The organism is Acidovorax sp. HMWF029 (genome assembly GCF_003060895.1).
Taxonomy (GTDB): Bacteria; Pseudomonadota; Gammaproteobacteria; order Burkholderiales; family Burkholderiaceae_C; genus Acidovorax.
Genome location: NZ_QAIH01000104.1, coordinates 1 through 22,076, shown reverse-complemented (window position 1 = coordinate 22,076; position 22,076 = coordinate 1). Strand labels below are relative to the sequence as shown.

The 22,076-nt window shown below is 57.2% G+C and carries 21 protein-coding genes and 1 tRNA gene; 5 read left to right on the top strand and 17 right to left on the bottom strand.

The genetic code is table 11. The features are described 5' to 3' along the window. Positions 1-11 precede the first annotated feature (11 nt). The 17 genes from nuoK to rpsO form a co-directional block, all read right to left on the bottom strand. Positions 12-320: an NADH-quinone oxidoreductase subunit NuoK gene (gene nuoK, locus DBR12_RS06855; protein ID WP_094285673.1), complete on the bottom strand. Its 309-nt coding sequence runs from the start codon at positions 318-320 to the stop codon at positions 12-14. Beyond that, the gene (locus DBR12_RS06850) at positions 317-985 is read right to left on the bottom strand and encodes an NADH-quinone oxidoreductase subunit J (protein WP_108616573.1); all 669 of its coding nucleotides are present in this window, start codon (positions 983-985) and stop codon (positions 317-319) included. The genes nuoK and DBR12_RS06850 overlap by 4 nt, the downstream gene beginning before the upstream one ends. 50 nt (positions 986-1,035) lie before the next feature. Beyond that, on the bottom strand, positions 1,036-1,548 hold the full coding sequence (nuoI, locus tag DBR12_RS06845; RefSeq protein ID WP_108616572.1) for an NADH-quinone oxidoreductase subunit NuoI: 513 nt from the start codon (positions 1,546-1,548) through the stop codon (positions 1,036-1,038). A gap of 15 nt (positions 1,549-1,563) precedes the next feature. Continuing rightward, complete coding sequence (gene nuoH / locus DBR12_RS06840; RefSeq protein ID WP_063461095.1) at positions 1,564-2,646, bottom strand: NADH-quinone oxidoreductase subunit NuoH; 1,083 nt, start codon at positions 2,644-2,646, stop codon at positions 1,564-1,566. Next, positions 2,643-4,775, bottom strand: a complete 2,133-nt coding sequence (nuoG, locus tag DBR12_RS06835; protein WP_108616571.1) for an NADH-quinone oxidoreductase subunit NuoG — start codon at positions 4,773-4,775, stop codon at positions 2,643-2,645. The genes nuoH and nuoG overlap by 4 nt, the downstream gene beginning before the upstream one ends. Positions 4,776-4,790: 15 nt before the next feature. Next, entirely contained in the window at positions 4,791-6,149 is a 1,359-nt protein-coding gene (gene nuoF, locus DBR12_RS06830; RefSeq protein WP_108616570.1) for an NADH-quinone oxidoreductase subunit NuoF, read from the bottom strand. Beyond that, the gene (gene nuoE, locus DBR12_RS06825; RefSeq protein WP_108616569.1) at positions 6,146-6,655 is read right to left on the bottom strand and encodes an NADH-quinone oxidoreductase subunit NuoE; all 510 of its coding nucleotides are present in this window, start codon (positions 6,653-6,655) and stop codon (positions 6,146-6,148) included. The genes nuoF and nuoE overlap by 4 nt, the downstream gene beginning before the upstream one ends. After that, on the bottom strand, positions 6,652-7,905 hold the full coding sequence (locus DBR12_RS06820; protein ID WP_108616568.1) for an NADH-quinone oxidoreductase subunit D: 1,254 nt from the start codon (positions 7,903-7,905) through the stop codon (positions 6,652-6,654). Before DBR12_RS06820 ends, nuoE begins: the two co-directional genes overlap by 4 nt. 27 nt (positions 7,906-7,932) lie before the next feature. Next, positions 7,933-8,541 (bottom strand): NADH-quinone oxidoreductase subunit C, encoded by a 609-nt coding sequence (locus tag DBR12_RS06815; protein ID WP_108616586.1) that lies wholly within the window; start codon positions 8,539-8,541, stop codon positions 7,933-7,935. 10 nt (positions 8,542-8,551) lie between these two features. Next, a complete protein-coding gene (locus tag DBR12_RS06810) occupies positions 8,552-9,031 on the bottom strand; it encodes an NADH-quinone oxidoreductase subunit B family protein (protein ID WP_007849129.1) in 480 nt (159 codons plus the stop codon). A gap of 25 nt (positions 9,032-9,056) precedes the next feature. Further along, positions 9,057-9,416: an NADH-quinone oxidoreductase subunit A gene (locus tag DBR12_RS06805; RefSeq protein ID WP_108616567.1), complete on the bottom strand. Its 360-nt coding sequence runs from the start codon at positions 9,414-9,416 to the stop codon at positions 9,057-9,059. Between the two features lie 73 nt (positions 9,417-9,489). Continuing rightward, positions 9,490-9,574: transfer RNA gene (locus tag DBR12_RS06800), tRNA-Leu, on the bottom strand. A gap of 114 nt (positions 9,575-9,688) precedes the next feature. Next, on the bottom strand, positions 9,689-10,051 hold the full coding sequence (gene secG / locus DBR12_RS06795; RefSeq protein ID WP_108616566.1) for a preprotein translocase subunit SecG: 363 nt from the start codon (positions 10,049-10,051) through the stop codon (positions 9,689-9,691). Between the two features lie 36 nt (positions 10,052-10,087). Further along, positions 10,088-10,837 carry a triose-phosphate isomerase gene (gene tpiA, locus DBR12_RS06790; protein ID WP_108616565.1) on the bottom strand — a complete coding sequence of 250 codons (750 nt, stop codon included), beginning with the start codon at positions 10,835-10,837 and terminating at the stop codon, positions 10,088-10,090. Between the two features lie 2 nt (positions 10,838-10,839). Next, the gene (locus DBR12_RS06785; RefSeq protein WP_108616564.1) at positions 10,840-11,826 is read right to left on the bottom strand and encodes an NAD(P)H-quinone oxidoreductase; all 987 of its coding nucleotides are present in this window, start codon (positions 11,824-11,826) and stop codon (positions 10,840-10,842) included. Between the two features lie 95 nt (positions 11,827-11,921). After that, positions 11,922-14,168, bottom strand: a complete 2,247-nt coding sequence (pnp, locus tag DBR12_RS06780) for a polyribonucleotide nucleotidyltransferase (RefSeq protein WP_108616563.1) — start codon at positions 14,166-14,168, stop codon at positions 11,922-11,924. 207 nt (positions 14,169-14,375) lie between these two features. Continuing rightward, a complete protein-coding gene (gene rpsO, locus DBR12_RS06775) occupies positions 14,376-14,642 on the bottom strand; it encodes a 30S ribosomal protein S15 (protein WP_005793232.1) in 267 nt (88 codons plus the stop codon). A gap of 1,408 nt (positions 14,643-16,050) precedes the next feature. Here rpsO and DBR12_RS06765 point away from each other — a divergent pair. From DBR12_RS06765 to DBR12_RS06750, 5 genes are all read left to right on the top strand, one after another. After that, on the top strand, positions 16,051-16,632 hold the full coding sequence (locus tag DBR12_RS06765; RefSeq protein ID WP_233244332.1) for a GspH/FimT family pseudopilin: 582 nt from the start codon (positions 16,051-16,053) through the stop codon (positions 16,630-16,632). Then, entirely contained in the window at positions 16,626-17,267 is a 642-nt protein-coding gene (pilV, locus tag DBR12_RS06760; RefSeq protein ID WP_108616560.1) for a type IV pilus modification protein PilV, read from the top strand. The genes DBR12_RS06765 and pilV overlap by 7 nt, the downstream gene beginning before the upstream one ends. A gap of 66 nt (positions 17,268-17,333) precedes the next feature. Further along, positions 17,334-18,149 carry a PilW family protein gene (locus tag DBR12_RS21975; protein WP_146185488.1) on the top strand — a complete coding sequence of 272 codons (816 nt, stop codon included), beginning with the start codon at positions 17,334-17,336 and terminating at the stop codon, positions 18,147-18,149. Positions 18,150-18,156: 7 nt separating this feature from the next. Further along, positions 18,157-18,837: a PilX N-terminal domain-containing pilus assembly protein gene (locus DBR12_RS06755; protein ID WP_199226652.1), complete on the top strand. Its 681-nt coding sequence runs from the start codon at positions 18,157-18,159 to the stop codon at positions 18,835-18,837. A 24-nt stretch (positions 18,838-18,861) separates the two neighbouring features. Beyond that, on the top strand, positions 18,862-22,076 hold a 3,215-nt coding region (locus DBR12_RS06750), incomplete at its 3' end, for a PilC/PilY family type IV pilus protein (RefSeq protein ID WP_108616585.1).

Sequence of the window (22,076 nt, the reverse complement as noted above, 5' to 3'; positions counted from 1 at the left end):
CTGGTGGCTCATCAGCCCTTGAGGGTGTTGAGGTCTTCCGCGTTGATGCTGGATTTGTTGCGGAACAGCAGCACCAGGATCGCGAGGCCGATGGCCGACTCGGCAGCCGCCACGGTCAGGATGAAGAACACGAACACCTGCCCGTGCATATCGCCCAGGTAGTACGAGAACGCCACGAAGTTCATGTTCACTGCCAGGAGCATCAACTCGATCGCCATCAGCAGCACGATCAGATTCTTACGGTTCAGGAAAATGCCGATCACAGCAAGCGCGAACAGCATCGCACCCAGAGAGAGAAAGTGGCCCAAAGTCAGCGTCATGTTTTTTTCTCCTCGGCAGCGGGTTCGGCGGGCACCTCGGGCTGCGCCTTCTGGGTGGCTGCCACCTTCACGACTTCCAGACGATCGCTGGCGCGAACCCGGACCTGCAAGGAAGGATTGATGGCCTTGCTGTCCTTACGCTGGCGCAGGGTCAGTGCAATGGCGGCGATCATGGCCACCAGCAGGATCACGGCGGCGATTTCAACGGGGTAGAGGTACTGGGTATACAGGAGCTTGCCCAGCTCCTTTGTGTTGGAGTAGGGAACGACCTTGCCGGCCGCATCCAGCACCACGGCGGCGGCCTTGGGCTCATCCATGCCACGGAAGCCGCCCATCAGCACGGCCGCCATTTCGAGCGCAATAAGCGCTCCCACGAAGGCCGCGAGCGGAAAATGCTTCCAAAAACCCTTGCGGATGGAGTCGATGTGGATGTCCAGCATCATCACCACAAACAAGAACAGCACCATCACCGCCCCCAGATACACCAGTACCAGGGCGATGGCCAGAAATTCCGCCTTGAGCAAGAGCCAAACAGCGGCAGCCTGCGAAAAGGCAAGAATGAGGTAGAGCACCGCATGCACAGGATTGCGCGCGGTGATCACCCGGAAGGCTGCAAACAGCAGCACCACCGAGAAGAGATAGAAGAAACCGGTCTTGGCGTCCATGAATCGGGTCTTTATAGAAAGTCTGGCAAAGAGGCCGCGCTCAGTACCGCTCAGCGGTACTTGGCATCCGCAGCCTTGGCTGCCGCGATTTCACCTTCGTAACGGTCACCAACGGCCAGGAGCATGTCTTTCGTGAAATACAGGTCTCCACGTTTTTCACCGTGGTACTCAAAGATGTGCGTTTCGACGATCGAGTCCACCGGGCAGCTTTCTTCGCAGAAACCGCAGAAGATGCACTTGGTCAGATCGATGTCGTAGCGGGTGGTACGGCGCGAACCGTCGGCGCGAACGTCAGATTCAATCGTGATAGCCATCGCGGGGCACACGGCCTCGCAAAGCTTGCAGGCAATGCAGCGCTCTTCGCCGTTTTCATAGCGGCGCAGCGCGTGCAAACCACGAAATCGGGGCGACAGGGGCGTCTTCTCTTCAGGAAACTGCACGGTCACCTTGCGGCGGAACGCATAGCGGCCAGTCAAGGCCATGCCCTTGACCAGTTCCACGAGCATGAAACTCTTGAAGAAGTCTTTGAACGAAAAAGGTGCAGCAGCAACAACGGCAGTCATGTGTGATGTCCCCGCTTATTTCCAGATGTTCCAGGGCGAGAGCAGCCAGCCGCCCACAAAGAGCAAGTAAACCAGCGTCACCGGGATGAAGATCTTCCAGCCCAGACGCATGATCTGGTCATAACGGAAGCGTGGGAATGTGGCGCGGATCCAGATAAACATGGACACCACGAGGAAGGTCTTGAGCCCCAGCCAGATCCAACCGGGTATCCAGTTGAAAAGTGCGCTATCGATAGGCGACAGCCAGCCGCCCAGGAACATCAGAGCGGCCAGGATGGATACGAGCCACATGCTGGCGTACTCGGCCAGGAAGAAGATCGCGAAGCCCATGCCCGAATACTCGACCATGTGACCGGCCACGATTTCGGCTTCACCTTCGACCACGTCGAAGGGGTGGCGGTTGGTCTCGGCCACACCTGAGATCAGGTACACCAAGAAGATAGGCAGCAGGGGCAGCCAATTCCAAGACAGGAAGGTCAGCCCCTTATCGGCCGCCATGCCCTTGGCCTGCGACATGACGATCTCGGTCAGGTTCATGCTGCCCGAAACCATGATCACCACCAGGAAGCAAAAGCCCATGGCGATTTCATAGCTCACCATCTGGGCCGAGGCGCGCAGCGCCCCTAGGAAGGCGTACTTGGAGTTAGACGCCCACCCGGCAATGATCACGCCATAGACTTCGATGGAGGTAATAGCCATCACCAGCAGCAAACCGGCATTTACGTTGGCCAGCGCCACATCGGGACCAAAGGGAATCGCCACCCAGGCCGCCAACGCCGGCATGATGGCCATGACAGGACCCAACACGAACAAACCCTTGCTGGCCGCTGTCGGCTGGATGATTTCCTTGGTCAGCAGCTTCAGTGCATCGGCGATAGGCTGCAGCAACCCCATGGGGCCCACGCGGTTGGGACCGTGACGCACTTGCATGAAACCCAGCAGCTTGCGCTCCCACAAAGTGAGGTAAGCCACCGCGCCCATCAAAGGAGCCAAGATGCAGACGATCTTGATCAGAATCCAGAGTACTGGCCAGACAATGCCAGTCCACCAGCCAAAGGAGAGCAGGTTCAGGCCCGCGTTGTAGATCGCGTCGATCATGCGGCCACTCCTTCACGTGCCATGCGCGCGTCGGCAGTGAGCTGCAGCGACGTGGAACGACGCACCAGGCCGTCCAATTGATAGATGGAAGCCACCACGGGTTCGCCAGCGGCGGTTGTGGCTGCAGGCATTGCCTTCACAGCATTCGACAGCTGCGCTGCCGGCACTTGCGTGACCGTGCCCGCAGGGGCGTTGGTGGCGCGGGCCAGCACCTCCTGCGAGGTTTCGAAGTCGAACCCAGGCACGCCCAGCAGATTGGCCAGTACGCGCAGAACCTTCCATGCAGGGCGGGTGTCACCCAGGGGGCGCACCACGGCGTGGAAACTTTGCAGGCGGCCTTCAGCATTGACGAAGCTGCCCGAAGTTTCCGTGAACGGAGCAATTGGCAACAGAACGTCACTGAACTCCATGTTGGCCTTGAAGGGGCTCAACGTGACCACCATCTCTGCACCAGCCAGAGCAGCGGCAGCCTGGGCACCCGCAGCCGAATCATGGACTGGCTCTGTGTTGAGCAGCACCGCCGCCTTCAAACCACCGGAGAGCATTTGAGCCGCATTCAGACCACCGTTGACAGGGTGAGCGCCCGCAAACTGCGCCCCCACCGTGTTGGCGGCTTCCGTGAGGTACCCCACGCTCGCGCCGGTGTTCTCACCGATCCAGTTGGCAAGCGCCAGCAGCTGGCTGGCCTGCACATGGTGTGCAGCTGCATTGCCCAACAGCACGGCCTTGCGTTCGCCACCCAGCAAGGAGCGAGCAATGGCCTGGACCGACTCGCTGGCAGCAGCCGCGCCTTGGGGTGCGGCAATACCTTTCTCCTGGGCCACTGCGGACGCAATACCGCCCAGGGCCTGCACCCATTCCGCTGCGCCTTGCGCCAAGAAGGACTGCACAGGCATGGCCCAGTCCTGGGTCACCGACGCGATGGCACTGACCTGGCAGCCATGGCGCACAGCCTGGCGAATGCGCTGGGCAAACAGCGGATGGTCCTTGCGCAGATTCGAACCCACCACCAGCACGCGTTGAAGCGTGGACAGGGAAGCGATGGACGTGCCCAGCCAGCGAATACCCTCGGGAGCAGCAAACTCGGCGTTGCGCAGACGGTAATCGATGTTGTCACTGCCGATGCCACGCACCAGCGCGGAGGCAAGATACAGCTCTTCCACAGTGCTATGCGGGCTGACCAACGCACCGATACTGCTAGCCCCGTGGTCGTTCTTGATGTTTTTCAGGCCATTGGCCACGTATTCCAGCGCGGTCTGCCAATCGACTTCCTTCCACACCCCACCCTGCTTGAGCATGGGCTGGGTCAGGCGGTCATCACCATTGAGCGCTTCATAGGAGAAACGGTCGCGGTCAGCAATCCAGCATTCATTGACGGCTTCGTTTTCGAGGGGCACCACGCGCATGACCTTGTGGTTCTTGACCTGGACAATCAGGTTGGAGCCGGTCGAATCGTGGGGGCTCACCGAACGGCGGCGCGACAACTCCCAGGTGCGCGCGCTGTAACGGAACGGCTTGCTGGTGAGCGCACCGACGGGGCAAATATCGATCATGTTGCCCGACAGCTCGGAGTCCACCGTGTCACCCGTGACCGTAGTGATCTCGGAGTGCTCACCGCGATGGATCATGCCCAGTTCCATCACGCCAGCCACTTCCTGGCCGAAACGCACGCAGCGGGTGCAGTGGATGCAGCGGCTCATTTCCTGCATGGAAATCAGCGGGCCCACATCCTTGACGGGCACCACGCGCTTTTCTTCCTCGTAGCGCGAAGAAGAGCCGCCATACCCCACGGCCAAGTCCTGCAGCTGGCACTCGCCGCCCTGATCGCAGATAGGGCAGTCCAGCGGGTGGTTGATCAGCAGAAACTCCATGACCGACTGCTGTGCCTTGATGGCCTTGTCGCTCTTGGTGCGCACGATCATGCCTTGCGTCACCGGCGTGGCGCAGGCGGGCATGGGCTTGGGAGCCTTTTCCACATCCACCAGGCACATGCGGCAGTTGGCAGCGATGGAAAGCTTCTTGTGGTAACAGAAATGGGGAATGTAGGTGCCAGCTTTCTCGGCAGCATGCATCACCATGCAGCCTTCAGCGACTTCTACTTTCTGCCCGTCGAGTTCGATTTCAACCATATGCGTTTCTCGCGATCAGGCGGAGGTGGAAGCCTGAGGGGTCTTCTCTTGGCGGATCAGCGCTTCGAATTCAGGACGAAAGTGCTTGATCATGGCGCGCACCGGCATGGCCGCCGCGTCACCCAGCGCACAGATGGTGCGGCCCTGGATGTTGTCCGCCACCGAATTGAGCAGGTTGAGGTCGCCTTCGCGCCCCTGGCCATGCTGGATCCGGTCGATCACGCGCCACATCCAGCCAGTGCCTTCACGGCAGGGCGTGCACTGACCGCAGGACTCGTGCGAGTAGAAGTACGACAGGCGCAGCAGGCTCTCGACCATGCTGCGGGAATCGTCCATCACGATCACAGCGCCCGAGCCCAGCATGGAGCCAGCCTTGGCGATGGAGTCATAGTCCATCGTGCATTCCATGATGATGGACGCGGGCAACACAGGGGCGGACGAGCCACCAGGAATCACGGCCTTGAGCTGGCGGCCCTTGCGCACGCCACCGGCGAGCTCAAGCAGCTTGGCGAACGGCGTGCCCAAAGGCACTTCGTAGTTGCCTGGCTTTTCCACGTCGCCCGAGACCGAGAAGATCTTGGTGCCACCATTGTTGGGCTTGCCACACTCCAGGTACGCTGCACCGCCGTTGCGGATGATCCACGGCACGGCAGCGAAGGTCTCGGTGTTGTTGATCGTGGTGGGCTTGCCGTACAAGCCGAAGCTGGCCGGGAACGGTGGCTTGAAGCGCGGCTGGCCTTTCTTGCCTTCCAGCGATTCGAGCAACGCGGTTTCTTCGCCGCAGATGTAGGCGCCGAAGCCGTGCGCCGCATGCAGCTGGAAGCTGAAGTTGCTGCCCAGAATCTTGTCACCCAGGTAACCAGCGGCACGCGCCTCTTCCAGCGCCGCTTCGAAGCGGTCGTAGGTCTGGAAAATTTCACCGTGGATGTAGTTGTAGCCCACGGAGATGCCCATCGCGTAAGCCGCGATGATCATGCCTTCGATGACGATGTGCGGGTTGAACTGCAAGATGTCACGATCCTTGCACGTGCCCGGCTCACCTTCGTCGGAATTGCAGACGAGATACTTCTGGCCAGGGAACGAGCGGGGCATGAAGCTCCACTTGAGACCGGTAGGGAAACCCGCACCGCCGCGGCCGCGCAGACCTGATTCCTTAACGGTGGCGATGACCTGGTCCTGCGTCAGCGGTTCGCCGCCATCGGTGCCCAGGATCTTGCGCAGCGCGGCATAGCCGCCGCGCGCTTCATAGTCCTTGATGCTCCAGTTCGTGCCGTCCAGGCCCGCGTAGATCTGCGGGTTGATATGGCGGTCGTGAAAGCAGGTCTGGACGCCAGTGGCTTGGAACTGCGAGAGGATCTGTGCAGCGGTGGTCATGCTTGTCCTTCCGCAGCACGCAGGCCGTCCACTAACTGGTCGAGCTTGTCGTTGTCCATGAAGCTGCACATGGTACGGTCGTTGACCAGCATCACGGGCGCATCGGCACAGGCGCCCAGGCACTCGCACTGCTGCAGGGTGAACAGGCCGTCGGCAGTGGTCTCGCCCATGGCCACACCGAGCTTCTTTTCGAGGTGGTGCAGTGCCTTCTGGCCATCGCGCAGTTGGCAAGGCAGGTTGGTGCAGACGTTGAGCTTGTACTTGCCCGTCGGCCGCTGGTTGTACATGTTGTAGAAAGTGGTGACTTCGTGCACCGCGATCTGGGCCATGCCCAGGTAGTCGGCGATCAAAGCCTCGCTCTCAGCGCTGACCCAGCCCTGCTCCTGTTGCACGATGGACAGGCATGCCATCACGGCGGACTGCGCTTGCTCGGGCGGGTATTTGGCCACTTCGCGCGCAAAGCGCGCCAGCGTCGCCTCGGTGATCTTGGTATTGCTGCTGTTCATCGATCGATCTCCCCGAACACGATATCCATGGTGCCAATGATGGCCACGGCGTCGGCGATCATGTGGCCACGGGCCATTTCGTCCAAGGTGGCGAGGTGCGCAAAACCAGGCGCACGAATCTTGAGGCGGTAAGGCTTGTTGGCACCATCGCTGACCAGATAGATACCGAACTCGCCCTTGGGGTGCTCCACGGCGGCATAGGCCTCGCCTTCGGGCACGCGGAAGCCTTCGGTGAAGAGCTTGAAGTGGTGGATCAGCTCTTCCATGTTGGACTTCATGGATTCGCGCGCAGGTGCCGCCACCTTGTGGTTGTCGGTGATCACAGGGCCCGGATTGGCGCGCAGCCAGTCCACGCACTGCTTGATAATGCGGTTGGACTCGCGCATCTCCTGCACGCGCACCAGGTAGCGGTCGTAGCAGTCACCAGTCTTGCCCACAGGCACATCGAAGTCCACACGGTCATACACATCATAGGGTTGCGTCTTGCGCAGATCCCAGGCAATGCCAGAACCACGGATCATGGGACCAGTCATCCCAAGATTAAGCGCACGCTCGGGCGATACCACGCCGATGCCCACGGTGCGCTGCTTCCAGATGCGGTTGTCAGTCAGCAGCGTCTCATACTCGTCCACACAGCCGGGGAACCGCTTGGTGAAATCGTCGATGAAATCGAGCAGCGAGCCCTGGCGGTTCTGGTTCAGAGCCTCCAACGCCTTGGCATTCTTGATCTTGCTGACCTTGTATTGCGGCATGCTGTCCGGCAGGTCACGATAGACACCACCAGGGCGGAAGTACGCTGCGTGCATGCGCGCGCCAGAGACGGCTTCGTACATGTCGAACAGGTCTTCTCGCTCACGGAAGGTGTAGATCAGGATGGTAGAGCTGCCACAGTCGTTGCCGTGCGAGCCCAGCCACATAAGGTGATTCAACAGGCGTGTGATCTCAGAGAACATCACGCGGATGTACTGTGCACGCACCGGCACGTCCAGACCCAGCAGCTTTTCGATGGCCAGGCAGTACGCATGCTCATTGGACATCATGGACACGTAGTCCAAGCGATCCATATAGGGCAGCGACTGGATGTAGGTCTTGTGTTCGGCCAACTTTTCGGTGGCACGGTGCAGCAGACCAATGTGGGGGTCGGCACGCTGCACGACCTCGCCGTCCAGCTCCAGGACGAGGCGCAACACACCGTGCGCCGCCGGGTGCTGGGGACCAAAGTTCAGGGAATAGTTCTTGATTTCAGCCATGATGGTTCACGTGGGGCGCCGGGCGCCTCAGTGCAGGCCTCCGTACTTGTCTTCGCGGATGATGCGCGGCGTGATCTCACGCGGCTCAATCGAGACGGGCTCGTAGACAACCCGACGCTGCTCAGCGTCGTAGCGCATCTCGACATGGCCCGACAATGGGAAATCCTTGCGGAAGGGATGGCCAATGAAGCCATAGTCGGTCAGGATGCGGCGCAGGTCGTTGTGCCCATCGAACACGATGCCGAACAGGTCAAACGCCTCGCGCTCGTACCAGTTGGCCGAGTTCCACAGATCGGAGACCGACGCCACCACCGGGAAATCATCGTCGGCGCAAAACACCTTCACACGCACACGCTGATTGAGACTCACGGACAACAAGTGCGACACTACACAGTAGCGCGCCCCTTCGTTCACAGCATCGCCATATGCGGAGTAATCCACGCCACACAGATCCACCAGCTGCTCGAAGCGGCAGCCCTCGGCGTCGCGCAACAGACGCATGGCATCCAGATAGTCTGCAGCAGACACCACCACTGTGACCTCATCCAGGGCCACCGAAATCTGGCGCACCTTGGCACCCAGCGCGGCAACAATGTTGTCTTTAAGTTTCTCAGGCCGAATGGCAACAGCAGTCATCATCAACCCTTCAGACACGAGCAATGGTGTTGGTGCGGCGAATCTTCTGCTGCAGCTGGATGATCCCGTAGATCAGTGCTTCCGCCGTGGGCGGGCAGCCTGGCACGTACACATCCACAGGCACTATGCGGTCGCACCCACGCACCACGGAGTAGCTGTAGTGGTAGTACCCACCACCGTTGGCGCACGAGCCCATCGACAGCACCCAGCGGGGTTCGGACATCTGGTCGTACACCTTGCGCAGCGCCGGTGCCATCTTGTTGCACAGGGTACCGGCCACGATCATCAGATCTGACTGACGAGGACTGGCGCGAAACACTTCGGCGCCGAACCGACCGATGTCATAACGAGCAGCGGCCGCGTGCATCATCTCGACAGCACAACAGGCCAAACCAAAAGTCATCGGCCACAAGGAACCGGTCTTGGCCCAATTCACCACCGAGTCATAACTCGTGGTGATGAAGCCTTCCTTCATCACGCCTTCAATCATTGCATCAGTCCTTGTTGAAGCCCGCTCATTCCCAATCCAGGGCGCCCTTTTTCCATTCGTAGGCAAAACCCACGACCAGGATTGCCAGGAAGATCACGACCGCCACGAAACCCGCCATACCCACATCATGCAGCGCCACCGCCCAGGGGAAGAGGAATGCGATTTCGAGGTCGAACAAAATGAAAAGAATGGCCACAAGGTAATAGCGCACATCGAATTTCATGCGCGCGTCCTCGAAGGCTTCGAAGCCACATTCGTAAGGGGAGTTCTTTGCGGCGTCCGGGCGATTGGGGCCCAGTATGTAGCCAAGCACAAGGGGGACAACGCCAACGGCGATGCCAACCAAGATGAACAAGAGGACGGGGAGGTACTGATCGAGGTTCATCTTGAGGATGTGCTCACCGCTGCGGCCTTGCCCGACATGAGCCCTACTGGGTCATGCGGGGAGGCCTTTGTTTTGGTGCCGTCGGCGAGACTCGAACTCGCACAGCTTTCGCCACTACCCCCTCAAGATAGCGTGTCTACCAATTTCACCACGACGGCTGGTTGCTGCGTCTGGATGGCATGAGGAACCTTGCGGTTTTGGCTTTCCAGACAATCCAGAATTCTACTCCGGAAAAACCCTGCTTCAGCCTGCAGGACTCAATTAAGTGCAGATTATTTGGTGGGAATCTGCGCTGCGCCCGATGCTGGCGCAGCGGGTGCCACCGCTGCATCCGAAGTCGCGGCAGCGGGTGCTACGGCAGCAGGCGCCTCCAGCACACTGCCAGAGCTGGCAGGACGGGCGTTGCCAAAATAGGCCAGCGCCAACGTGGACACAAAAAAGACCGCTGCCAGCACCCCCGTGCTACGCGACAGGAAGTTGGCGCTGCCACTGGCGCCAAACAGGCTGCCCGAGCTTCCACTGCCAAATGCAGCCCCCATGTCCGCCCCCTTGCCGTGCTGGATGAGGATCAGGCCAATCATCACCAAGGCCGCCAACATCTGCACCGCCAAAATCACATTCACGATCACGCTCATTCTCTGTTCACTCCTGATTGAATAACTTAGGCAGCCTTATCGGGTAGCCGCAATGATTTGCAAAAAGTCGGAGGCCTTCAACGAGGCCCCCCCCACGAGTCCGCCGTCGATGTCAGGCTGAGCCAGCAGTTGCGCCGCGTTGCTCGCATTCATACTGCCGCCATACAACAGGCGAATGCGGTCGGCATACTCACTGGCCGCAGAGAGCTGCGCACGCAACACTGCATGGACAGCCTGCGCCTGCTCTGGAGATGCCGTACGCCCCGTCCCAATGGCCCAAACGGGCTCGTACGCGACCACAATCTCGCTGATGCAGTGACCATTGAGGTGAATCACTGCGGCCAGCTGGCGCTTGACAACCGCTTCGGTTTGACCGGCTTCGCGCTCCAGCAGGGTCTCTCCCACACAAACGATGGGAGTGACACCTGCGGCCAGCGCGCGCTGCGCCTTCTCCGCCACCGCCACGTCGGTTTCGCCATGGTATTGACGACGTTCAGAGTGCCCCACCAGGGCATAACGCACACCAAAGTCCTTGAGCATCGCCACGGAGACCTCGCCGGTGTAGGCCCCAGACTCGTACCGGGATACATCCTGTGCGGCCGCAGCGACCACCGTTCCAGCTGTGAGCACCTGCACCTGCGCAAGATACGGCGCGGGCACCGCCACCGCCACGTCGCAAGCTACATCATCCAGACCAGCGATGAGCGCTTTCAGCAACACCTCGTTGGCAGCCAAGCTGCCATTCATCTTCCAGTTGCCTGCGATGAGTTTTTTCTTGTTGTTCATGGTTACCACGTCAAAACAATCTTGCCGATATGCTGGTTCGATTCCATCAGGGCATGGGCTTGAGATGCATCTGCCGCAGCAAACGTGCTGTGGATGACAGGGCGCACTGTGCCCGCCGCCAACAAAGGCCACACCCGCTCACGCAGTGCGCGGGCAATGGACCCCTTGAATGCCACAGGACGCGGACGCAATGTAGACCCAGTGATGGTGAGGCGGTGCCGCAGAACCAGCCCCGCATTGAAGTCGCTCTTGACTCCGCCCTGCACCGCGATGATGACCAGACGGCCATCTTCGGCCAAGCATTCCACCTCCCGCGCCACATAGTCGCCAGCGACCATATCGAGCACCACGTCAACGCCTCGCCCTTCCGTGATGCACCGGGACTCTGCCACAAAGTCTTGCGACTTGTAGTTGATGGCGTGGTGCGCACCGAGCGCGAGGCAGGCTGCGCATTTTTCGTCGCTGCCCGCCGTTGCAATGACCACCGCACCGAGTGCCCGCGCCAACTGGATCGCCGTGACGCCGATACCGCTGGTGCCACCCTGCACTAGCAGGATCTCACCTGCGTGCAGACGGCCACGGTCGAAGACATTGCTCCACACTGTGAAGAAAGTTTCCGGCAGCGATGCAGCCTCCACATCACTCAGCCCTTGGGGCACCGGCAAACACTGCACTACCGGAGCGACACACCACTCGGCATAGCCGCCACCGGACACCAGCGCGCACACACGGTCGCCCACGCGCATGCCCGCCTCGGCCAGAGCCGCGGCATCGCCAGACTCCACCACCCCCGCCACCTCCAGCCCTGGCAGGTCTGAGGCGCCCTGAGGTGGCGCATAGTGCCCCATGCGCTGAAGCACATCAGGACGGTTGATGCCACTGGCGGCGACGCGGATCAGCAGCTCGCCCGCGCCAGGCTCCGGCCTGGGGCGATCCCCCAAGGCCAGCACCTGAGGCCCGCCAAACGACGTGATCTCGACTGCACGCATATTGCGACCCATGGAAAGTAAGAATTGGAATGATTTTGGCCGTTTGCGCCCTATCTATAAGCGCAAAAGCTACAAAATCAATAGCAATCAATAACTCAGCCAACCACCTGCTCGGACGCACCATCCGACAACAGAGATTGCTGCTGTTGTTGTTGCTCCGCAGGCTGGCGGCCACCGTCACGACCATGGTCACGGCGGGGCTCGCGGTCACCGCGCTCGGCAGGCGCGGGGCGGTCGCTGCCACCGGCTGGGCGCTCAGCCAGCACCTTCATCGACAGCTTGATGCGACCCTTTTCGTCGGTTTCCATGACCTTGACCTTCACGATCTGGCCTTCGGTCAGGTAGTCGGACACCTTCTCGACGCGCTCGTGCGCGATCTGACTGATGTGCAGCAGGCCGTCCTTGCCGGGCAGCAAATTGATAAGGGCACCGAAGTCCAGGATCTTGGTCACAGGGCCTTCGTAGATCTTGCCGATCTCGACTTCGGCCGTGATCTGCTCGATGCGCTTCTTGGCCTCGTCCGCCTTGGCGGCATCGGTGGCAGCGATCGTGATCGTGCCGTCTTCCTCGATGTTGATCTGGCAACCGGTTTCTTCGGTGAGCGCACGGATCACCGCACCGCCCTTGCCAATCACGTCGCGGATCTTCTCAGGGTTGATCTTCATCGTGTAGAGCTTGGGCGCGAAATTGGACACTTCGGTCTTGGCTTCGCCCATGGCTTCCTGCATCTTGCCGAGGATGTGCATGCGCGCCTCCTTGGCTTGCGCCAGCGCGACTTGCATGATTTCCTTCGTGATGCCCTGAATCTTGATGTCCATCTGCAGCGCAGTGATGCCACTAGTGGTACCAGCCACCTTGAAGTCCATGTCGCCCAAGTGATCCTCGTCACCCAGAATATCGGTCAGCACGGCAAAGCGGTTGTCCTCCTTGATCAGGCCCATGGCAATACCGGCCACGTGCGCCTTCATGGGCACGCCGGCGTCCATCATGGACAGGCAGCCGCCGCAAACAGAAGCCATCGAGGACGAACCATTGGACTCGGTGATTTCCGACACCACGCGGATGGTGTAGGGGAATTCTTCCTTGGTAGGCAGCACAGCGACGAGCGCGCGCTTTGCCAAGCGGCCGTGGCCAATTTCGCGGCGCTTGGTGGAGCCCATGCGGCCCACCTCACCGGTGGCGAAGGGAGGCATGTTGTAGTGGAACATGAAGCGGTCTTCGAACTCGCCAGCCAGCGCGTCGATGCGCTGCGCGTCGCGCTCGGTGCCCAGCGTGGAGATGACCAGCGCCTGGGTTTCGCCGCGCGTGAACAACGCAGAGCCGTGGGTGCGCGGCAGCACAGAGTTGCGGATCTCGATGGGGCGCACGGTGCGCGTGTCACGCCCGTCGATGCGGGGCTCGCCAGAAAGGATCTGGCTGCGCACGATCTTGGCCTCAATGTCGAACAGCAGGCCTTCGACCTTCACAGAGTCGAACTCCACACCCTCAGCCTTGAGCGACGCGAACACGGAAGCGGTGGCTTCACGCAATGCGTGTGTACGGGCTTGCTTGCTGCGGATCTGGTAAGCCGCGCGCAGCTTTTCTTCAGCCAAGCCAGCGACCTTGGCGATGAAAGGCTCGTCCTTGGCAGGCGCCTGCCAGTCCCACACAGGCTTGCCAGCGTCGCGTACCAATTCATGGATGGCGTTGATGGCGACTTTGCCCTGTTCATGGCCGAACACCACGGCGCCCAACATCACATCTTCGGGCAACTGCTGCGCTTCAGACTCGACCATCAGCACAGCAGCCTCGGTGCCAGCCACGACCAGGTCCATCTGCGAACTCTTGCGCAGGGTCTGGCCGGGGTTCAGCACGTATTCGCCGTTGATGTACCCCACGCGCGCAGCGCCGATGGGGCCATTAAACGGGATACCGGAGATCGACAGTGCGGCACTCACGGCAATCATGGCGGCGATGTCAGCGTCCACTTCAGGGTTCAGCGAGATGGTGTGGATGACCACATGCACGTCGTTATAGAAACCTTCGGGGAACAGCGGGCGGATCGGACGATCGATCAGACGGCTGGTCAGCGTTTCAAGCTCGCTGGGCTTGGCTTCGCGCTTGAAGAAGCTGCCAGGGATCTTGCCAGCGGCATAGGTTTTCTCGATGTAGTCCACGGTCAGCGGGAAGAAGTCCTGTCCGGCCTTGGCAATCTTGGACCCCACCACGGTGGCCAGCACCACGGTGTCATCGATGTTGACCAGCACGGCGCCGGAAGCCTGGCGGGCGATCTCGCCCGTTTCCATGACGACGGTCTTGTCGCCCCATTGGAAGGACTTGGTGACTTTATTGAAAATGCTCATGTTCAGCTCCTGTTTTAATAGCTGGTAGCGCGCTACCAGATTGTCGTGGAGGGCAATTCAGAACACGATGCCATTCCAGAGAACCTGCCTGCCTGCGCATGACGGCAACTTCGTTGGAATGACACAGCTTCGCTCTGTTTTGCAGCTCCGAAGTAAAAAACGCCTGAGCTAGCGGACTAACCCAGGCGTTTTCGCATGCAATGAAAATTACTTGCGCAGACCCAACTTGGCGATCAGCGCGGTGTAACGGTCAGCGTCCTTGGCCTTCAGATAGTCCAGCAGCTTGCGACGACGGCTCACCATGCGCAGCAGGCCACGACGACCATGGTGGTCCTTGGCGTGCGTCTTGAAGTGGGGGGTCAGTTCGTTGATGCGGGCGGTCAGCAGGGCCACTTGCACTTCTGGGCTACCAGTGTCATTGGCAGCGCGGGCGTTTGCCTTGACGACTTCAGCCTTGATGGAGGATGCGATCATGTTTTTCCTTTGATGTGGCCTTGCGGAAAGCAGGCCATGGTTTTTACTTGCGCCAGCAGCTGGAACGGCAGCTAGCGTGCGTCTTGCACCATGCAAAACCTTCGGATTATACCTCGAGCCAGAATTCCATCCCCCCGCGCTCGCTGGACAAGCAGCTCTTGCACCCCAGATGCAACGTAGCAGCGCAACGACATTGACACCAGAGAAACAGAACTCGACCAACTCGCGCAGGCGAGGGGTCATGATGAACACCCCCTCCCCCAATCAAGCCACCAACCTGCCATAGAACCAAAAGTGAATCACCCCGGTTCGCGGAGGTTGTTTGGTTGAGCCGCGCGCTGCAGCAGTTGGCCGCCCACCGCCTGAAACAGCGCCGTCACCCCGTCGACGCCCAGGCACTGCCGGGAATGCTGGTGGATACTGCGATTAGGGATCGCTGGCACTACCGAAGAGCAGGCTGGAGCACTTATGGCCCGTGCCGTCAAGCAGCTGGCGCTGGCACTCCATCTACTGATCGCCAAGACTGCACAAATGCCTCAGGCCAAGATGCACACCATGACCGCGGCGGGACATGCGGGAGCCCGCCCTGCCCCCCTCTGGGCAGCAGTCCATCAAAGAACTGCAATGGATCGCCCAACGTCTCGATCAATTTGCTTGCGCGTAGCATCGGCAACGAGGTCCAATTTGCGGACACTGCGCGCTTACGCCTTGGGTTTGCCCATATTTCAATTGTCGCGTTGGCTCGAAGTGATTTCGAGCAGGGGATTTTAGAGGCCTCCGATTGCATCTACTGACCTTATAGGCTGGCAGGTTTTGCATTTCACTTTTGAACCCGCCGGATGACTGATTTCGAGAATGAGAAATGAAAACATAGGCAGCCGCAACATTGACAATCAAGCAGACCTAAAAAATCGGCAGCACGCAGCAACACCATTTAGATCCAACAGAATTCAACATCCACCCAATTCTCAGAGCAATTAAACCTCAAAACAATCACACAGAAAGCCCAGCACATCCACCACTCGCCCCACATCAACCGCAAAACTAATTTACACAATCAATCCAAATGCAACTAACTAATTTCAATATTTTTTACGCAATTATTTTTCTAGCAACCCTTAGCACCCCCAATACAGCCCACCTAAAAACCAACTCCGAAAAATACTCTATTGCCGCATCAAGCACCGAGGCCCCTACAAAAAAGCAGACTCGCACCAAGCAGCCAAAGAGTAGCTCAGAGGAATCCAGCGCCGAAAGAGACCGCCGATTGAAGCGCGAATGTCGAGGCCGCAACAACGCAGGCGCATGTCTCGGCTACACACGATAGAGAACGCCACTCATCGCCTCTGCAAAGCCACCCATCCACCCCACCTCTCCCTGGGCGGACTCCGAAAATATGATGCAACGCATGCAAGCACCCCACCCACATACAGCTAGGCGAAGAGCCCAGATGCCGCGACGCGCACTGGGTTTCACCGCCATTGAACTGCTCGTTGTTGTCACTATCCTGGCCGTACTTGCAGCCCTGGCAGGGCCAAGCTTCGGGCCCTTGATTGAGCGTTGGCGCACCAATCAAGCTGTAAACAACATAACTAGCACAATTTATTTGGCGCGCTCGGAAGCCATCAAACGAGGCGGCAAAGTTAGTGTTAGAAAAATTGCAAATGGCACAGATGGATGCACATTTGCCCCGGACAACGATGAATGGAGTTGTGGATGGATTATTTTTGTGGACACGGATGAAGACGGAAATTTGGATGCGGGAGAGGAAATTCTGCAATCTTTTCCAATGCCTACAAATGTTGATATTTCAAACAAAAATAACACCGTATCATTTCGCTTTGATCGGTGGGGCCGCACCAACAATATCAATGCAGCCAGCTTTGCAATTGTCCCTCGAGCAGGCGGAGTTGCCTCGCCTGCGGCGACTGCAGTTTGTTTTTCGACGGGCGGGCGAGTCCGTGTTGTAAAAGAAAGCGTGACATGCTAAAAAATCCCGTCTCCAGCAGGCGCGACGCCTTACAAAACGGAATTACGCTCCTTGAATCACTTGTGGCGATCGTAGTGATGGCGCTCGGCCTTCTTGGCATCATTGGCATTCAGATGCGAACATTGGCCGACACCCAAACCGGCGTCAGGCGCGCTCAAGCCGTCAAACTGATTGAAGACCTCAGCGAACGAGTCAGAGCCAATCCGAACGCAATTGGAAATGCCGCCAGCTATGCGGTCGCTTGGGGCTCAACCCTTGGCACCCCTCCAACATGCGCAATTAACTCGGGCTTTCCCGCATCGAGCTGTACTGCTGCTCAGCTGGTTACTTATGACATCGATCGCTGGTTGCGCAGCGTGAGGGCAAATCTACCCCTTGGTGATGCGACAGTTTTTGTTTCTGGAAGCGATGTTAGGCAACTGGGGATAATGCTCGCCTGGCGAGAAAATGAGCGCGCTCGCGAAGGCGACTCTGCAGCGGAGACTTCTGCATATAAATCTATTTTCTCGGTAACAGGCACATCAGCCTCCGGATCTGTAACCTGCCCAGCAGGGAGAATATGCCACTTACAGTATATCAATCTCACCCAACGATGCATACCCAGCGGCACACTGGTCTACTGCTCTGAAATTTGAATAAGGCCTATGTTGTACTTCAGCTCAAAAGAGCATAGCGCTCTCGATTCATACGTAGCCGTTCGCATGCGCAATAAAGAACGCGGAGCCACTCTTATAGAGTTGTTGGTTGGACTCACCATTGGACTCCTCACAATCAGTGTTGGCCTAGGCGCAATTATGATGTCGCGAGGAGTAACTACGACGGTTAGCGACACAACAACCCTGCAGCAACAAGCATCTTATGCCTTCAGAGTAATTGGGCAGCAACTGCGCCAAGCAGGAGGAAGACCACTCAATGCAGCGGCAGATCCCCGAGACGCTGCGACGTTTGTTCAACCGACTGCTATTTCATTGTCTGACCTCCCACCCATAGCAGGACTTGACGCACCCACAGCCAGTCAATTCGCAATCTCGTTGCGATCTGTCAACACAAGTGAGTCTATTTACCCAACCCCCCCCTCGTCCACACCAATTACCGGATACCTAACAAGAGACTGCCTAGGAAGCAACTCCGGGATAGCATCAGCCCCCATCATCCTCAATCAATTTAGGAAAAATGGAACTGATCTGGAGTGCTCAAACAGCATCGGCGATGTGCAACCGATCATTAGTAATTTGGTTGACATACAGATTCGCTATCTACAACAGAGATTGAACATAGCAGATAGCCAACCACAATTTCGCTATGCATCAGCAGCCAACCTGAGCTCTACCGATTGGCCAGAGGTATATGGTATTGAAGTATGCTTAGAGCTGGAGGGAGAGCAATTAATAGATACCGTCGGCGCCAGCTATACAAAATGCAATGGAACTACCGCAATCCGTGGAAATAAGCTTCGAATGGTTTTCAAAAATGTATTCCACATTCGCAACCATGCTTGGCCCAAAGCCATATCGTGAGCTAGCAATGAAAAAATACAAGAATCAGCAAGGCATCTCACTCTTCATTGTCATTGTATTGGTACTGATGTCAATGTTGCTAGCGTTATGGGCATCGCGAACTGCGCTTTTTAATGAGCTTATCGTTAGCAATGATACTGATTACCAAAGGGCGTTTGAGGCTGCACAAGTGATGTTGCAGGATGCCGAACTAGATATTCGCCAGGGTTCTGAAATCGGCACAAACCAACGCGCAGTTGTTAGCTCTACCTTTTATCCCACCGCTCATGACGAACTGGATGCACTGACATACACACTGGATGCGCAGACAACAAAATGCTTCAACGGCATTTGTCAGTTTCGCACCAACGCACAGGATTTCTGGAATGACTCCGCAACAATGAGTGCCATGATTGCTGCCAATATTGGCGCAAGATACGGCCAGTACACAGGGGCGAGCGCAGGCACTTCCAGCAATCCCATTTTGGCAGACACCACGGCAGGCAGAGGTGCTTGGTACTGGGTTGAAGTCATCAAGTACGAACCCAAAGCAACAGGCCCTGGCATCTTGGCCGGAGCTGAGCCCGAAGTGGTAAATGCAAAAATCTTCTATCGCATTACCGCCATCGCTCGCGGCCTAAAACCGAGCACGCAAGTTGTTTTACAAAACATTGTTGCCTTCCCATCCATATCTGGCGAAGCTAAATAGTTCGCGGAAAAATCAGGAAATTATATGAAAACAAATCATAGCTTTCAGAAAACCGCTATCGCACTGATAATCGGTACTATTGGCCTCCCCCAAATAGTTTTTGCGGGCGACTTCCTGAGTCTCGTTCAGTACCCAGCCGGATCAGCGAGTAGGGAGCCTGCACCCAATATCATTGTTTCGGTTGACAACTCTGGCAGTATGGGTGCAGCAGGCATTACCGCCTTAAAAGATGCACTGAAAGAAACTTTCCGACCTGCGAACGTGCCAGATGACTCCATACGGCTTGCCTATCAAGCACTTTGGGGCTGCAACACCATACCCAGCAACCATGCGAGCTGCAATAGCAAAAACTCGATGAAGGTTCTGCGTGGTCTTGACAACGCCGCAGACGATAGTCATCGCGGAAATTTCATCAAATGGGTGGACACACTGGTCGCGGGCGGAAACACCCCCACCCACCGCATGCAAGGGGTTGCAGGTGAATACTTGAAGACAACAGGGATCAACAACCCATACAATTTTGATCCAGGTACCACCGAGGCTCCGATACACGCATGCCGTCGCTCGTACAACATTTTGATGACCGATGGTGGCTGGAACAACAACCCAGCCAATACGATCAATAATGACGATGGCACCAATCACACATTCCCAGACGGAACATCCTACGATGTAACAGCACCCGAAACCCGCATATACCGGGATGACTGGGGAACAAATGCCGTATCCACGTTATCTGATATGGCATTTCACTACTGGCGGCAAGACCTTCAACCGGGAATCAACAACCAAGTTGTTCCACTCATCAAAAAATCTGGCTCCGAAACATTTGCCGACGGAGCTACCACGGCAACCATTCCTCAGTATTGGAACCCGAAAAATAATCCTGCCAATTGGCAGCACATGGTAACTTACACGATTGGATACAATGCAGCGGCAAACTGGCCCAACATTGGAACCAATCCCATGTTCAACATTGCGCAAGGCATGTATGGTGGTGATTTTTCACGCGCCATTGTTGGCACGAGGCTCTGGCGAGACCCCTTGACTACCAATGAAACCGGTCGACAAGAGGAGCTCTGGCACACTGCCATTAACAGCCGAGGCAAATTTTACCCAGCGCAGACATCACAAGATCTGGTTAATGCCTTCAAGGATATTGTGGGCACAATTATTGCCGACTCTACCAGACCGATAACTGGATTTTCAAGCGCTTCCAGCTCTATCAGCAACCAGGGAACTACAGCTTTCTTCTCTACCTATGAAGCGGATGGTTGGATTGGCGGCATTGGATCTAAAACCGTCGCAGCGGCGACTGGGGCACTTTCAGACAATTCCGCATGGGGGGTAACTACTACACTCCCGATTCGAGGAAAAACGACGGGCGATAAACTGGACGAACTGTCAGCGACTGACATCTCCTCAAGACTCATTTTCACATACAACGACGCAACAACGGCTGGCACAACATTTACCTGGGCCAATATAAGCCCTGCCCAGAAGGTTCTTTTGAACACCGTTGATACCGTGACCGATGCATTGGGAGAGGATCGGCTCAACTATGTGCGAGGCGATAGAAGCAAAGAGGGAGCAACAGCGACGGAGCCTTTCCGCGTCCGCAGGTCCAGACAAGGCGACATCGCCAACTCTACACTGTGGTATGTGGGTCGCCCAAACAACGGCATGACTGTGGATGGGTACCGAACTTTTGCAAACGCCCAGCGCTACCGCATGCCCATGATATACGTCGGCGGAAATGATGGCATGTTGCATGGCTTTTCAGCCGCAGATGGTACAGAGAAGATTGCGTATGTTCCGCAGGGGGTCATCAAAAATCTGTCCCAATTGACCAAACAAAACTATAGCCATCGCTATTTTGTTGATGGTTCGCCTTTCACAGGAGATGTGAACACGGGAACCAGTGCGCTTCCATCATGGAAAACAATGCTGGTCGGCACACTAGGAGCTGGTGGCAAAGGATACTATGTCCTGGACGTCACCAGACCCGGATACACGGGAGGCACAGAAACTTCTAATTTTTCGGCGGCCAACGCATCTTCGCTCGTCGTGATGGACAAGACCGATGGGGCAGATTCTGATATTGGTCATATTTTTGGAGATCCTGTAACGTCAGAAAACAACTCGCAAATTGCGACACAGATCACACGCATGAATAATGGCCGCTGGGCTGTAGTTCTTGGCAACGGGTACAACAGCGGAAGCGAAGATCCAGTTCTTTTGATTCAATATCTAGATGGAGATAAATCCATCAAAAAAATCAATGCCGCCAGTACTGGAGCGGAGTCTTCCGCGAACGGCCTTTCCACGCCGCAGTTGCTGGACGTCAATGGCGACGGCACGGTAGATTTTGTTTATGCGGGCGATCTGCGCGGGAATGTTTGGAAGTTCGACGTATCTAATGCAGATGCTAGCAACTGGAAGGTGGCGTTCTCAACTGCTGGGTGTACAGCATGCACGCCCTTCTACACGGCTGTAGAAAAGGCAAATACCGCAAACCGCCAGCCGATTACATCTGCCCCCAACCTCAGACCCAATGTGACGGTGGGTGGCATGATGGTCGTTTTTGGCACGGGTCGAAACGTAACTGAAGGCGATCGTACCGATGTGACAGTGCAAACGCTGTATTCGATACTGGACAATACACGTTACAAGCTGGATACAGTTGCGGGCCCCAACCTTGGCAAAGTCGTTATAGACACGTCTGCGGTTACGCCAGCTGCCATAGGAACGAACGGGCGGGACACCAAACTGGTAGAGCGTGTTTTCAGCGCAGCAGTCATTGCCGGACAAGGAGTTAGTAGCAGTGAGAGTTTCTGGCGCATGCCCGCCAGTCAGACAACATTGGCTTACTCAGTCGCTGGCACTCAAAAAGGCTGGTATTTCGAGTTACCGATTACTGGGGAGCGGGTTTTGAACATGCCCACCTTCTATGATGGTAGCGACGTAATTGACCTCCTTAGTATTGTTCCGGCTTCCGGGGGCAACACAACTGGAGAGACTTGCCAACCCACCTCAACGCCTGCCAGGGGCTACAGAACATTTTTGGGTGTTCAGTATGGTTTGAAGCCCACGCAGCAAATCTTGGATGCGAATGGTGATGGACTCTATCAAGCAGCGGCCGCACAGGACAATGACACCAATCGCACAACTACTTCTCCCGAGGGGATCTCCTTAAGAGGGAGGGGGATCATTATTAAGATTGGTGCTGGTGGTGGTGG